This window comes from Bacillus sp. B.PNR1 (assembly GCF_030386235.1).
Classification (GTDB): domain Bacteria; phylum Bacillota; class Bacilli; order Bacillales; family Bacillaceae; genus Bacillus; species Bacillus stercoris.
The window spans coordinates 316514-329585 of record NZ_JANYMN010000002.1; the positions used below are offsets into that span (position 1 = coordinate 316514).

The 13072-nt window shown below is 45.8% G+C and carries 12 protein-coding genes; 9 read left to right on the forward strand and 3 right to left on the reverse strand.

The genetic code is table 11. The features are described from left to right. Positions 1-96: 96 nt before the first annotated feature. Positions 97-846 (forward strand): oxygen-insensitive NADPH nitroreductase, encoded by a 750-nt coding sequence (gene nfsA, locus NZD81_RS12970; RefSeq protein WP_289860721.1) that lies wholly within the window; start codon positions 97-99, stop codon positions 844-846. A 174-nt stretch (positions 847-1020) separates the two neighbouring features. Then, on the forward strand, positions 1021-2022 hold the full coding sequence (locus NZD81_RS12975) for an LLM class flavin-dependent oxidoreductase (RefSeq protein WP_289860724.1): 1002 nt from the start codon (positions 1021-1023) through the stop codon (positions 2020-2022). A 36-nt stretch (positions 2023-2058) separates the two neighbouring features. Here NZD81_RS12975 and vpr read toward each other — a convergent pair whose 3' ends face one another. After that, positions 2059-4479: a serine protease Vpr gene (gene vpr, locus NZD81_RS12980; protein ID WP_289860725.1), complete on the reverse strand. Its 2421-nt coding sequence runs from the start codon at positions 4477-4479 to the stop codon at positions 2059-2061. A 530-nt stretch (positions 4480-5009) separates the two neighbouring features. On the opposite strand from vpr, the gene NZD81_RS12985 reads away from it, so the two are divergent. Both NZD81_RS12985 and sacT read left to right on the forward strand, forming a co-directional pair. Beyond that, positions 5010-5312: a hypothetical protein gene (locus NZD81_RS12985; RefSeq protein WP_003222155.1), complete on the forward strand. Its 303-nt coding sequence runs from the start codon at positions 5010-5012 to the stop codon at positions 5310-5312. A 39-nt stretch (positions 5313-5351) separates the two neighbouring features. After that, positions 5352-6182, forward strand: coding sequence for a sac operon transcriptional antiterminator SacT (gene sacT / locus NZD81_RS12990; RefSeq protein WP_014665835.1), 831 nt, complete (start codon positions 5352-5354; stop codon positions 6180-6182). 39 nt (positions 6183-6221) lie between these two features. Here sacT and NZD81_RS12995 read toward each other — a convergent pair whose 3' ends face one another. Next, on the reverse strand, positions 6222-6992 hold the full coding sequence (locus NZD81_RS12995) for a formate/nitrite transporter family protein (protein ID WP_014665834.1): 771 nt from the start codon (positions 6990-6992) through the stop codon (positions 6222-6224). Positions 6993-7292: 300 nt separating this feature from the next. Here NZD81_RS12995 and scrA point away from each other — a divergent pair, with 300 nt between their 5' ends. The 3 genes from scrA to NZD81_RS13010 all read left to right on the forward strand — a co-directional run bounded on the left by scrA (position 7293) and on the right by NZD81_RS13010 (position 10456). Further along, positions 7293-8678 carry a PTS system sucrose transporter subunit IIBC gene (gene scrA / locus NZD81_RS13000; protein ID WP_014665833.1) on the forward strand — a complete coding sequence of 462 codons (1386 nt, stop codon included), beginning with the start codon at positions 7293-7295 and terminating at the stop codon, positions 8676-8678. Next, on the forward strand, positions 8675-10114 hold the full coding sequence (sacA, locus tag NZD81_RS13005; protein WP_282373785.1) for a sucrose-6-phosphate hydrolase: 1440 nt from the start codon (positions 8675-8677) through the stop codon (positions 10112-10114). The genes scrA and sacA overlap by 4 nt, the downstream gene beginning before the upstream one ends. 93 nt (positions 10115-10207) lie before the next feature. Beyond that, positions 10208-10456, forward strand: a complete 249-nt coding sequence (locus NZD81_RS13010) for a hypothetical protein (RefSeq protein WP_282373784.1) — start codon at positions 10208-10210, stop codon at positions 10454-10456. A gap of 89 nt (positions 10457-10545) precedes the next feature. Here NZD81_RS13010 and NZD81_RS13015 read toward each other — a convergent pair whose 3' ends face one another. Next, positions 10546-11361 (reverse strand): bifunctional hydroxymethylpyrimidine kinase/phosphomethylpyrimidine kinase, encoded by an 816-nt coding sequence (locus NZD81_RS13015; protein WP_069150545.1) that lies wholly within the window; start codon positions 11359-11361, stop codon positions 10546-10548. A 190-nt stretch (positions 11362-11551) separates the two neighbouring features. Here NZD81_RS13015 and NZD81_RS13020 point away from each other — a divergent pair, with 190 nt between their 5' ends. Both NZD81_RS13020 and NZD81_RS13025 read left to right on the forward strand, forming a co-directional pair. Continuing rightward, positions 11552-12358 (forward strand): glycosyltransferase family 2 protein, encoded by an 807-nt coding sequence (locus NZD81_RS13020; RefSeq protein ID WP_148343316.1) that lies wholly within the window; start codon positions 11552-11554, stop codon positions 12356-12358. Positions 12359-12371: 13 nt separating this feature from the next. Then, entirely contained in the window at positions 12372-13049 is a 678-nt protein-coding gene (locus NZD81_RS13025; RefSeq protein ID WP_040081472.1) for a uracil-DNA glycosylase, read from the forward strand. The last annotated feature ends 23 nt before the right edge of the window (positions 13050-13072 follow it).

Sequence of the window (13072 nt, forward strand, 5' to 3'; positions counted from 1 at the left end):
GCCTTTTCAGAGGTTGTCTTTTTTTTGTGCAGAGCATTTCACTTTTGGGAATACTTTTTTTCGGATATGATAAAAAGAGATAAGGAGGTTCTTGTGATGAATAACACAATCGAAACCATTTTGAATCATCGGTCAATCCGGTCTTTTACTGATCAGCTTTTGACAGCTGAAGAAATTGATACATTAGTGAAAAGTGCGCAGGCTGCGTCTACATCCAGTTATGTGCAGGCATATTCGATTATCGGGGTTTCTGATCCTGAGAAAAAACGTGAGCTGTCTGTGCTTGCTGGGAATCAGCCTTACGTTGAGAAGAACGGGCACTTTTTTGTATTTTGTGCGGATTTGTACCGCCATCAACAACTGGCTGAGGAAAAAGGGGAACATATTTCTGAGCTGCTCAAGAATACGGAAATGTTTATGGTTAGCTTGATTGATGCGGCGCTCGCAGCGCAAAATATGAGCATTGCGGCTGAATCTATGGGGCTTGGCATTTGTTATATCGGCGGCATTCGGAATGAGTTGGACAAGGTGACAGAGGTGCTGCAAACGCCTGACCATGTGCTCCCGCTATTCGGGCTGGCAGTAGGTCATCCAGCGAATCTATCCGGCAAAAAACCGAGACTGCCAAAGCAGGCTGTTTATCATGAGAATGCGTATAATGTGAACGCAGACGATTTCCGTCATACTATGAATACGTATGACAAAACCATTTCTGATTACTATAGAGAAAGAACAAACGGACAGCGGGAAGAAACGTGGTCCGATCAAATACTGAACTTTATGAAGCAGAAGCCGCGTACGTATTTAAATGACTACGTGAAAGAAAAGGGCTTTAATAAAAACTAAAGCTAACCTCTCCGTCTAGGAGGGGTTTTTATGTTTCACGTGTAACATATTCCGACAAATAGGGACATGCTTTCACAAATAAACGGCGAATGATGGGAGACACTGATAAGCAGTGTGAGCGGCTTTGAAGAAAAATTAGGGGATCAGTGATACGATGAGGATGAGGTGGTAGGGATGGTTTCATTAAGTATATTAGATCAATCTCCAGTATCAGAGGGCTGCAATGCAGAAATGGCCTTACAGCAAACCGTTGCGCTTGCCCAAGCTGCTGAGGACCTTGGATATAAGAGATTTTGGGTTTCTGAGCATCACTTTTCAAAACGGCTGGCAGGGTCTAGTCCTGAGGTGCTCATCAGTCATATAGCGGCGAAAACAAAGCGAATCCGCGTTGGATCAGGAGGAGTTATGCTGCCGCATTACAGTGCTTATAAAGTAGCTGAAAACTTTCGTGTTCTGGAGGGGCTGACACCGGGAAGAATTGACCTGGGGCTTGGCAGAGCACCGGGGGGAATGCCGATTGCATCATGGGCGCTGAATGATGGCGGTAAGCGCAATGCTGATCAGTATCCGCAGCAAATTAAGGAGCTGACCATGTATTTGCATGATTTGGCGGATGACAAACACCGTTTTCCGAATCTGACGGCTGCGCCGCATATTTCAACTGCTCCGGATGTATGGCTGCTAGGCTCTTCTGGAGAAAGCGCGCTGCTCGCCGCGGAATCTGGCGCTGGCTATATGTTTGCCCATTTTATCAATGGAGAAGGCGGAGAGGATACTGTCAGACAGTATAAGAGACGATTCAAACCGTCTGTATTAGGGGATGCACCGCGAGCGGCAGTTGCTGTTTTTGTTCTTTGTGCTGACACGGAGGAGAAGGCAGAGGAGCTTGGGGCTGTCCTCGATTTTACGCTTTTGGCAGGAGAGCAGGGGATTCCTTTAGAGGGAGTTCCTTCGTATGAAGCTGTTCAGGGAAACTCGTATTCTCCCTATGAACAGAGACGAATTGCTGATAATCGAAATCGAATGATTGTTGGTACGAAAGAACAGGTTAAGGAGCAGCTGCTAGCTTTGAGTAAAGCATATGAAACAGAGGAAATCATGGTGGTGACCATTACACATCATTTTGAAGATAAGCTCCGCTCGTATCGTTTATTGCAGGAGGCGTTAGCTGACTGATCGTTAAAAAGCCCTGCCAATCGGCAGGGCTTCTTCTTATTCAACAGTGAAAGGCTCTTCGGTCAAAACCTGGTTTGATTTGCCTTTGTTCGCGGCATAGGCGAGCAAGTAATACTCTCCGGCCGGAAGCTTGGTTCCGCCATTAATCGTGCCGTCCCAGTCAAAGTACTGATAACCTTTATCTGAATTTTTATAAATGCCTGCTTGGCCTGCGAAATCAAGATTGCTGTCATAGACGAGGAACGCCAGCTCTTCCGCTCCCGCAGGAAGGTAGGTTTCAATTTGATAGGTGCCTTGTACAGACCCTTCACTGACGGAGACAGATGTGACTCTCGGATAATCGGGCTCTTTCACAATCAGCAGTGTAGGTACCTTAGCGACCGTTTTTCCGCCTTCTCTGACGATAACTGTACCTTCATAGGTGCCTGCTTTTGTTTTCTTCGTATTGACTTTTACTTTTGCAGTGGCTTTTCCGGTTTGATGTGCCGGAATCACAACACGGCTTGTCCCGGATGTGGAGATGCCGCTGCCATTAAATGAATATTCCAGTGTGTATGACTTTCTAATGGAAGATTGATTTTCAATCGTAAACGTTTCTTTTTTCGTTTCATTTCCGTTTTCCTTCAAGAATGTGCCGTATGAATAGCTTCCAGGTGAGACGAGCGAATCGGCTTTGATCGCGTTCATAATTCTTGCGCTGCCCGCGCCTTGGGCATTATGCGGATATACTTCCCCATCGCCATCCTTTAAAGTGACGGCGGTATTCATGATGGCAGCTTTAATCTGTTCAACGCTCCATTTTGGTTTGGCTTGTTTAATGACGGCAACTGCTCCGGCGATATGAGGCGATGCCATGCTTGTTCCTTGTTTTGATCCGTAGCCGTAAGGATGCTCAGGATTGTGTGTGGGGATCGTGCTGACGATATTGACGCCTGGCGCGGAAATATCAGGCTTAATCATCCACGTATCCATAACAGGGCCGCGTGATGAGAAATCAGCCACTTGTTCACCGAGCGCTTTTGAGACCGTCAATTTGAATGTTGTTTTTGTCTCACCAGCCTTCAGGGCGCTGACGAGTTTTTCGCCGTCTTCTAATGAAAGCTTAATCGTTGGGACAGACATGCCCGGCACATTGGCTTCAATTTCTCCAGAGAAGTTGTTATACACAACCATGCCGATGGCACCGGCCTTTTTAGCGTTATCCGCTTTATCCACAAATGCAATGCTGCCTCGTTTGACAACGGCGACTTTGCCTGTCAGGTCTTTTCCTTCAAAGTCCTTTGCTTCGCCGATTCCCGCTTCGACGAGCTCAACTTCTTTGTTATTGAGTGCTTTGACTTCGTCCTCCTTGTTATAGCCCATCACTTTTGCTGAAGAGTAGGAGCCGAATTTGACGGCGTATTCATTGAGCGGCAGCTGAGTCGCACCGACAGAAATCGCTTCTCTTGATGTGCCAGGCGATCCGACTGTCCAGCCGTTCGGTCCGCTGTTGCCGTTTGATGTAACAGCGACAACCCCTTCTGACATGGCCCAGTCAAGTGCTGTGCTTGTCGCCCAGTCCGGGTTGTTTAAAGAGTTTCCGAGAGACAGGTTCATCACATCTGCTCCGTCCTGTACAGCGCGTTCCACGCCCGCAATGACGTTTTCCGATGTCCCGCTTCCACCAGGGCCTAACACACGATAAGCAAGAAGTGTGGCATCAGGCGCTACACCTTTAATCGTTCCGTTTGCAGCCACAGTTCCGGCTACGTGTGTGCCGTGGTCCGTTGCACCGCCCCTTGGATCGCCGGTTGGTGTTTCTTTTGGATCGTAATCATTGTCCACAAAATCGTATCCTTTATATTGTCCAAAGTTTTTCTTCAGATCTGGGTGATTGTATTCAACCCCAGTATCGATAATCGCCACCTTGACGCCTTTTCCTGTGTAGCCTAAATCCCATGCATCGTTTGCTCCGATATAAGGCGCACTGTCATCCATTTGCGGAGATACGGCGTCTTCGGAGATCGTGACGTCTTTATCCTTCATATTGTCTGTTTTATACGTGACGTTCGGGTATACTGCCTTCACGTCTTTTACCGCGAGAAGTTTTGGAATCTCATTAGCTGGGAGTTTCATAGAGAAGCCTGAGAATACCTGCTCATATTCCCGGTTTACTTTTCCGTTTTTCACCGCTTTGATTGCTTTGTTTTTTGCTTTTGTGCGAGCGGTTTTCAGCTTGCTTTTCGATTGGCTTTCTCCAGCTTCCTTCGCTTCTGCCAAGGATTTTTCTTTTAATTCCACTATAACGGTTGTTTTTTTGCTTGTTGTCATATCGATATCACCGAATATCTCGGCTTTTTCCAGGTCAGCCGACGTTTTTGAAGACGGCGGTGCTGCCTTGACGCCCGTAACACCTGTGGATAACGTAAAAAATAAGACGAAACTGACAAGCAGAAAGCGAATGATCCCCTTTTTCAATGTGTTTCCCCCTTTGTATTTAGAAAAAATGTGAAAGATCTAGTATATATTTCTTGAAAATTCAAAAAAATCCTTGTGTCATTTGGACCATTTATTGGATTTTGTTTGTGTATAAGGAAGGAGTTATACACAGAACCCTGTGCATAAGTGAATAAACCTGTGTATATATATAGTTGGGAATAAATGTTCGTATACAAAATATAGATAGAGTTTGTGGACATGTGGATATCTCTTGTGATTAAGTTGTTCTTATCTTTGGGATAACTTGTGTATAAAGTTTTCAAAGCCGTTCTCCAATTTTCATTTCAATTCTTTCAGCTTTCAACAAAACTTCTAAAAACTAGTTGGTTTTTTCACTCATATTGTGACAAAGAATTCTCTTTCAACGGTCTATCATAGAGTCATGAGTTTTGCTAGAGCTGCTAGTTTGCGAGAAAAGAAATCGGCCGTCTTTTCCTGCGGGCTGCGGCTGAGAAAACGGGCTGCTAAAAAAGGCTGCCTGCCAAAAAGAAGCGGAGGGATGTTTTTCTATGAAACGTTTGCTTGTATCTTTACGGGTGTGGATGGTCTTTTTGATGAACTGGGTGACGCCGGACAGAAAAACTGCGGCTGCCGCGGTCTACTCGGCTCAGCGTACATACCAAAGAAAGGCGGCGGTGCAAGCCGCGGGACTTGTTTCGTTTTATGAATGGCGGATGGCTGTGAATGAGGAAGAAAAACAGAAAGCGAAAGCCGCCGCGCTTTATAAAAGAAGGTGTTTGCAAGCCTTCAAGGAATCGCCAAAGCAGGAGAGAGCGGGCCCGCATCTTTACATGGCGGTCAAAAGGAGGTAAAATCCCAGTCAAAAGCAAATTGGCGGGAGAGATAACCTCTTGAAAATCTATAAAGTATTAAACAACAATGCGGCTTTAATAAAAGAGGATGATCAGGAAAAAATCGTGATGGGACCTGGAATCGCTTTTCAAAAAAAGAAAAATGATCTCATCCCTATGAATAAAGTGGAAAAAATCTTTGTCGTGCGCGACGAGAATGAAAAATTCAAACAAATCCTGCAAACACTGCCGGAGGAGCATATAGAGATAGCTGAAGATATCATCAGCTATGCGGAAGGGGAGCTCGCGGCGCCGCTGAGCGACCACATTCATATCGCGCTTTCTGACCATTTATCCTTTGCGATCGAAAGGGTTCAAAATGGGCTGCTTGTGCAGAATAAATTGCTGCATGAGATAAAAGCGCTCTATAAAAAAGAATACGAGATCGGCCTGTGGGCGATCGGACATGTAAAAGAGACATTAGGCGTGTCTCTGCCTGAAGATGAAGCGGGTTATATTGCCCTTCACATCCATACGGCCAAGATGGATGCGGAGAGCATGTATTCAGCGCTGAAGCATACGACCATGATCAAAGAAATGATAGAGAAAATAGAACAATACTTTAATCGAAAGGTGGATGAAAACAGCATTTCCTATCAACGCCTTGTCACGCATTTGCGATACGCGGTCAGCCGGTTGGAATCAAATGAAGCTCTCCATCATATGGACGAGGAGATGCTTTATTTCATCCAAAAAAAGTATTCATTTGCCTATCAATGTGCGCTGGAGCTGGCGGAGTTTTTGAAAAATGAATATCAATTACAGTTGCCGGAATCCGAGGCCGGCTATATCACGCTGCATGTCCAGCGTCTTCAAGATCTCTCGGAATAACCGCTTTGACTTGCAGGGAGTGATCTCTGGAAGTTTTTTTTATTGATCAGGATTGAGTGTGTAGTACATCCAGCCCATCATGACCATTCCCGCGGTCAGATTCCCGAGTGTAACGGGAATTAAGTTTCGGACTGCTCCCATCAGTGTCACTGTATCAGGGTGCTCGACCAAAAGTGAGATGGCGAATGTGCACATATTGGCAATGCTGTGTTCAAAGCCGGAAATAAAGAAGCAGAAAACGAAAAGCATCATGGTAAAGAGCTTTGCGCCTTCCCCTTTGAGAGCCATTGGAATGAAAAAGGCGAGGCACACAAGCCAATTGCACAGCAATCCTCTGAAAAATAGTTCGGAAGCCGGCGGCTCCATTTTGTGTTCTGCCAGATGAATCAAAAAGGAATGTACGGAAGACTCCTCAAAAAGCCCTGTCGCGCTGATCAGGATGGCAAACAAAATAGCGCCGATTAAATTGCCGGCATAGCTTGATATCCACAAGTACAGGGTGTCGCGCCAGCGGAGTTTTTTTCGGAGCGCGGTATAGGTGAAATAAAAGGTATTGCCGGTAAATAAATCTCCGCCTCCGTAAGCGATCAGCACAATAGCGGCCCCGAAAGTGACAGCGGCTGCCGGAAAGGCAAATGGAGAATCAGCCATATAGAAATAACTGCCGGTTTTACTTGCGGCTGTAATGCCAAAACCAATAAACATACTGGCCAAAATGGACCGAAGCACATAACGGATTTTGCTTGAAGCGAATATGTTTTGTTTTTTCAAAGCGTACTGTTCAACCTTTTGCAATGCTTGAGTTTCCATGGTCTTTTCCTGCTTTCTATCATGATTGAGCATAGTATAGCATGATATTGTGAAATATTTCACAAATATTTTTTACGAATTTTTGTCTACATGTTTTATCAAACTATTTAACTAAAAAGTAGTTGACGAAAACGCTGTCATGTTTTATGATGAAAGCGTATTCTCAATCTGAATAAGCGGGATTGTGACTGGTAAAGCAGGCAAGACCTAAAATTTGCGAAATGAAAAAAGGATCACTGTGTCCTTTATTCGTTGGCGAATTTTAGGTCTTTTTTGTTTAAATAAAAGGGGGAGAAACAGATGGATTACAAAGAGACTGCAAAACGCCTCATTGAGCTTCTCGGAGGGAAAGATAATATTATCAGCGCGGCTCATTGTGCAACAAGACTGCGTTTAGTGATGAAAGATGAATCAAAGATAGATCAAGCACAGGTTGAAGAGCTTGATGGTGTCAAAGGGGCCTTCAGCAGCTCTGGCCAATACCAGATCATTTTCGGAACAGGCCTTGTGAATAAAGTATTCGATGCTTTTTCTAAAGAAGCTGATATTGAGCGTGAGGAACACGTCAATCATCAGGATGCGGCAAAAGAAAAGCTGAATCCCGCTGCGAGATTTGCGAAAACGCTTTCTAATATTTTTGTCCCAATCATTCCGGCTATTGTAGCCAGCGGTCTATTAATGGGATTGCTGGGTATGATCAATGCGTTTCATTGGATGAGCAAGGATTCTGCAGTTTTTCAGCTGCTTGATATGTTTTCAAGTGCAGCATTCATTTTCTTGCCGATTCTAATCGGAGTAAGCGCTTCAAAAGAATTTGGCAGCAACCCATACTTGGGAGCGGTCATTGGGGGAATCATGATTCATCCAAACCTTTTGAATCCATGGGGTTTGGCTGAAGCGACACCTGATTATATGCATCTTTTCGGATTGGATATCGCGCTTCTAGGCTATCAGGGAACTGTCATCCCTGTTCTGCTGGCGGTTTATGTAATGAGCAAGGTAGAGAAATGGACAAGAAAAGTGGTTCCGCATGCGGTAGATTTGCTTGTTACACCTTTTGTTACTGTAATTGTCACCGGGTTTGTTGCTTTTATCGCGATTGGCCCTCTGGGAAGAGCCCTTGGCTCCGGGATTACGGTTGCTTTAACTTATGTGTATGACCATGCCGGTTTTGTTGCAGGTTTGATTTTCGGGGGCACGTATTCACTCATCGTACTGACAGGTGTTCATCACAGCTTCCATGCGATTGAGGCGGGGCTAATTGCGGATATTGGCAAAAACTACTTGCTGCCAATCTGGTCAATGGCGAATGTCGCACAGGGCGGGGCCGGCCTTGCCGTCTTCTTTATGGCCAAAAAAGCAAAGACAAAAGAAATCGCGCTTCCGGCAGCATTTTCCGCTTTTCTCGGCATTACTGAGCCCGTCATATTCGGAGTTAACCTTCGCTACCGAAAACCGTTTATCGCCGCGATGATCGGAGGCGCATTGGGCGGTGCTTATGTCGTCTTTACTCATGTTGCTGCAAACGCTTATGGGTTAACGGGTATTCCGATGATCGCCATTGCTGCACCGTTTGGCATGGGCAACTTGATCAACTATCTGATTGGAATGGCCATTGCGGCAGTGTCATCGTTCATTGCAGCATTTGTCATGAAGATCAATGAGGATGAGGGGAGAAAAAAATGACAGCACATGATCAGGAGCTTCGTCGCCGGGCTTATGAAGAGGTGGAGAAAAAAGAGCCTATCGCTGACAGCGATCCGCATCGCCAGCATTTTCACATCATGCCGCCGGTTGGGCTGCTGAATGATCCGAATGGCGTGATTTATTGGAAGGGCACCTATCATGTATTCTTTCAGTGGCAGCCGTTTCAGACGGGGCACGGCGCGAAATTTTGGGGGCATTATACGACACAGGATGTTGTGAATTGGAAGCGGGAAGACATTGCGCTTGCTCCGAGTGATTGGTTCGATAAAAACGGCTGCTACTCGGGCAGCGCTGTCCCGAAAGATGATCAGCTCTATTTGTTTTACACAGGAAATGTCAGGGACCAGGAGGGAAATCGGGAAACGTATCAATGCCTTGCTGTTTCTGACGACGGGCTGTCTTTTGAGAAAAAGGGTGTTGTCGCCCGCCTTCCGGAAGGATATACGCCCCATTTTCGCGACCCGAAGGTATGGGAGCATGAAGGTACATGGTATATGGTGATTGGTGCGCAAACGGAAAATTTGAAAGGGCAGGCTGTATTGTTTGCTTCTGATAACCTGACAGAGTGGCGATTTCTTGGCCCGATAACTGGCGCGGGATTCAACGGGCTGGACGATTTTGGATACATGTGGGAATGCCCTGATTTGTTTACCCTTCAAGGATCCGACGTGCTGATTGTCTCGCCTCAAGGGCTTGAGGCTGACGATTTCCTTTATCAGAACGTGTACCAGTCAGGTTATTTTCTCGGGCGTCTCGATTATAACAAGCCTGAACTGAAGCATGGTGATTTTAGGGAGCTTGATCAAGGTTTTGATTTTTACGCGCCGCAAACACTTGAAGATGATCAGGGCAGACGAATTTTGTTTGCATGGATGGCTGTGCCTGACCAGGATGAAGGATCTCATCCGACGATTGACTATCACTGGATTCACTGCATGACGCTGCCGAGACAGCTGACGCTATCAGGCGAGAAGCTGATTCAGCAGCCGCTGCCTGAGCTGAAAGCCATGCGCAGAAACGAGAAGAAATTACAAATCCACATGCACGAATCATCTGGCACACTTCCAGTGGAAAACCCTGAAAGAGCTGAGATCTTGCTGGAAGACATTCATACGGAGTCCGGTTTTTCAATCAGTATCCGCGGAACGGCTTCGTTTTCCTTCCATAAAGACGAGGGGATTGTTACGCTGGAACGGACGAGCTTCGACGGAAAAAGAACAGAGTCGAGACATTGCCGCATCAAGGATTTGCATACCGTGCACATGTTTATCGACGCATCCTCTGTTGAAATCTTTATCAATAACGGAGAAGAGGTCTTTAGTGCGAGATATTTTCCTTTCCCGGGAAATCATGAAGTAACAGCCAGTTCGACCGGGAAATCTGAAATGAATGTCAGAATTTGGACCCTTATGTAGAAAATCCTTCTATTTTCTTATGTGAAATCTAAGCCATCTGTGCTATTCTTCAACGATAACCTACTATTTTTTTCTGTAAAAGGAGTTGTTTTCTTGAATATACATGAACAGAAGATAACACCGGCATGTTTGGAAAAGGCTGCGGACCAAGTTGAAGATAAGCGGGAAGAATATAAGGATGTGCTGCTTCAGCTGAAAAAAATGCTTGGCGGAACAACACCGCACAGTGAAACGGCCGAAATTCTCACGCGGGCATATGAACAAATGAAGGAATATGCACTTTTTGTTCAGTCGATAGAAGCATTTTTGAGGAAATCTGCAAATAATTTAAAAATGAAATAAACAGGCTGCCGAGGGGATCGGCAGTTTTTTCTGTGAAAAGTCTTCGGTGATTTAAAAGGGGCTGCCTCTCAGTAAGGCAGCCGCTTTTTTTATGATTGTTGATTCAGGCGCAGCGCAGAATGCTTCGTAGGTCCGACATACTGGTTTAACGGGAAGGATTCTTTAATGGCAGCTGTGATGAATTCTTTCGCTGCGTAAATGGCTTCTTTGACTTCCGCACCTTTGGCAAGCTCCGCTGTCACGGCTGCTGAGAATGTACAGCCTGCGCCATGTGTATAAGGCGTATCGATCATTTCGCTTTCAAGGACTTCCGCTGTTTTACCGTCATAGAGAACATCAACGGCTTTCTCGTGCTTGAGTTTGCCTCCGCCTGTAATGACGACATATTGAGCGCCGAGTGCATGAATTTTTTTCGCGGCTTCGATCATATCGTCAACTGTTTTTAGTTCATCCATGCCGCTGAGCTGGCTGGCTTCAAACAAGTTTGGCGTAATGACAGTGGCTAGCGGAGCCAACTGCTCACGCAGGGCTTGGGCATGCTCTGGATAAAGGACTTCATTAGCACCTTTGCAAACCATAACCGGGTCAATTACCACATTTTTTAATTGTTTTTCTTTGATTGTTTTTGCTGCAAGCTCGATAATATCAACGGTTGGCAGCATTCCTGTTTTCATGGCGTCCACACCGATGCCGTCCGTAATTGTTGCAAGCTGGGCGCGGATTGTATCCGTATCGATCGGGAATACCTGGTGGTCCCAGCTGTTATTCGGGTCCATCGCAACGATCACCGTTAAGGCGGTCATCCCGTATACGTTTTTTTCTTGAAATGTTTTTAAATCAGCTTGAATCCCAGCACCGCCGCTGGAATCTGAGCCGGCAATGGTGAGTGCTTTATGCATAGACATGTCTTGAACCTCCATCGTGTTTTGTCTTTCATTATAGTTAGATTTACTCTGTATCACAATATAGAAGGCTTAGCAAATCATCTGGTATTCTCAAGGTCACCTTTCCTGTTTCAGTAGGATATTCCCACTGATCTCCCGTGCAATATATGTTTTAATAGTACATGACTATGAAAATGAGAAGGAGAGCATCATGAAGATTTCTATCGTAATTGTGACCTATAATCGGATTCCGGCTTTGTGTGAGCTTTTGGAGTCGATTTCCCGCCAGACCTTGAAGCCGCATGAAATTATTATTGTGAATGATGCGGGGGAATCGGTCGTGCCAGTCAAAGCACTGTATCCGGAGCTGCCGATTGCTGTCATCAATTTAGAAAAGAACTCGGGGCATGTGGCTGCGAGAAATGCCGGTGTAAAAGAGGCGTCTGGCGATTGCATTATGCTGTGTGATGATGATGATTTCTTTACGCCAGGGCATGTGGAGAGAATGGCGAAGGAAATAGAAACGGCAGATTTCGTTCATTCTGATGCGGAAATTGTCTCGTTTGAAGAGAAAAACGGAACAAGATATCCTGTTTCACGGAAGCTGTTTGCTTATACCGCAGACTATGAGGATATGAGAGTGTTCTCTACATATGTGCCGTCGGGCAGCATGTACAGACGTTTTTTGCATGATGAAATCGGGTATTTCGATGCTGATGTGCACAATTATTGGGACTGGGATTTTTATTTACGCGCGGCCAAGGATTACCGGGTGAAGCGTGTCCCTTGCGCCAGTGTGATTTATGCCTTCAGTGACGCGGGAGACAATCAGTCTGCGGACCTTGGCGCCAAGCGGAAGCAATATTTGGATCGGTTAAGTGAAAAGCACGGACTCGGAGAGCTGCCGACGAAAAACTTTGCCGTCCTGCTTGAAGAGCCTGAGATGAAAAGGCGGGAAGCAAAAAGTGAAATGGTTTGGGATGGCGAACCTGTTTATTCCAGACTTCATCGTTCGTAAGGAGGCCTGAATCTTGAAACAGCTTTTACAAGACAGCTGGTGGGATCAGCTAAAGGAAGAGTTTGAGAAACCGTATTATCAAGAGCTCAGAGAAATGCTGAAGCGGGAATACGCGGAGCAAACGATTTATCCGGACAGCCGGGACATTTTCAATGCGTTGCATTATACGTCATATGATGATGTCAAGGTCGTCATTCTGGGGCAAGATCCGTATCACGGGCCAGGACAGGCTCAAGGTTTAAGCTTCTCTGTAAAGCCGGGTGTAAAGCAGCCGCCTTCGTTAAAAAATATTTTTCTTGAGCTGCAGCAGGACATCGGATGCAGCATCCCAAATCACGGATCGCTTGTGAGCTGGGCAAAGCAAGGGGTTCTTTTGCTGAATACTGTGCTGACAGTAAGGCGCGGACAGGCGAATTCCCATAAGGGAAAAGGCTGGGAGCGTCTGACAGACCGGATTATCGATGTGCTGAATGAAAGAGAGCGGCCGGTTATCTTTATTTTGTGGGGACGGCATGCTCAAATGAAAAAAGAACGGATCGACACGTCCAAGCATTTTATCATTGAATCAACGCATCCCAGCCCGTTTTCTGCAAGAAACGGATTTTTCGGGAGCAGACCGTTTTCCCGGGCGAATGCCTATTTGGAGAAAATGGGAGAGGCACCGATTGATTGGTGTATTAAGGATTTGTAAAAAGCGCAGGTGATCTGCGCTTT

What these genes read in the sequence shown, in the direction of transcription:
- nfsA (WP_289860721.1), top strand. Translation starts at nt 97, where the DNA reads ATGAATAACACAATCGAAACCATTTTGAATCATCGGTCAATCCGGTCT.
- NZD81_RS12975 (WP_289860724.1), top strand. Translation starts at nt 1,021, where the DNA reads ATGGTTTCATTAAGTATATTAGATCAATCTCCAGTATCAGAGGGCTGC.
- NZD81_RS12985 (WP_003222155.1), top strand. Translation starts at nt 5,010, where the DNA reads ATGAAACGTTTGCTTGTATCTTTACGGGTGTGGATGGTCTTTTTGATG.
- NZD81_RS12995 (WP_014665834.1), bottom strand. Translation starts at nt 6,992, where the DNA reads ATGGAAACTCAAGCATTGCAAAAGGTTGAACAGTACGCTTTGAAAAAA.
- scrA (WP_014665833.1), top strand. Translation starts at nt 7,293, where the DNA reads ATGGATTACAAAGAGACTGCAAAACGCCTCATTGAGCTTCTCGGAGGG.
- sacA (WP_282373785.1), top strand. Translation starts at nt 8,675, where the DNA reads ATGACAGCACATGATCAGGAGCTTCGTCGCCGGGCTTATGAAGAGGTG.
- NZD81_RS13015 (WP_069150545.1), bottom strand. Translation starts at nt 11,361, where the DNA reads ATGTCTATGCATAAAGCACTCACCATTGCCGGCTCAGATTCCAGCGGC.
- NZD81_RS13020 (WP_148343316.1), top strand. Translation starts at nt 11,552, where the DNA reads ATGAAGATTTCTATCGTAATTGTGACCTATAATCGGATTCCGGCTTTG.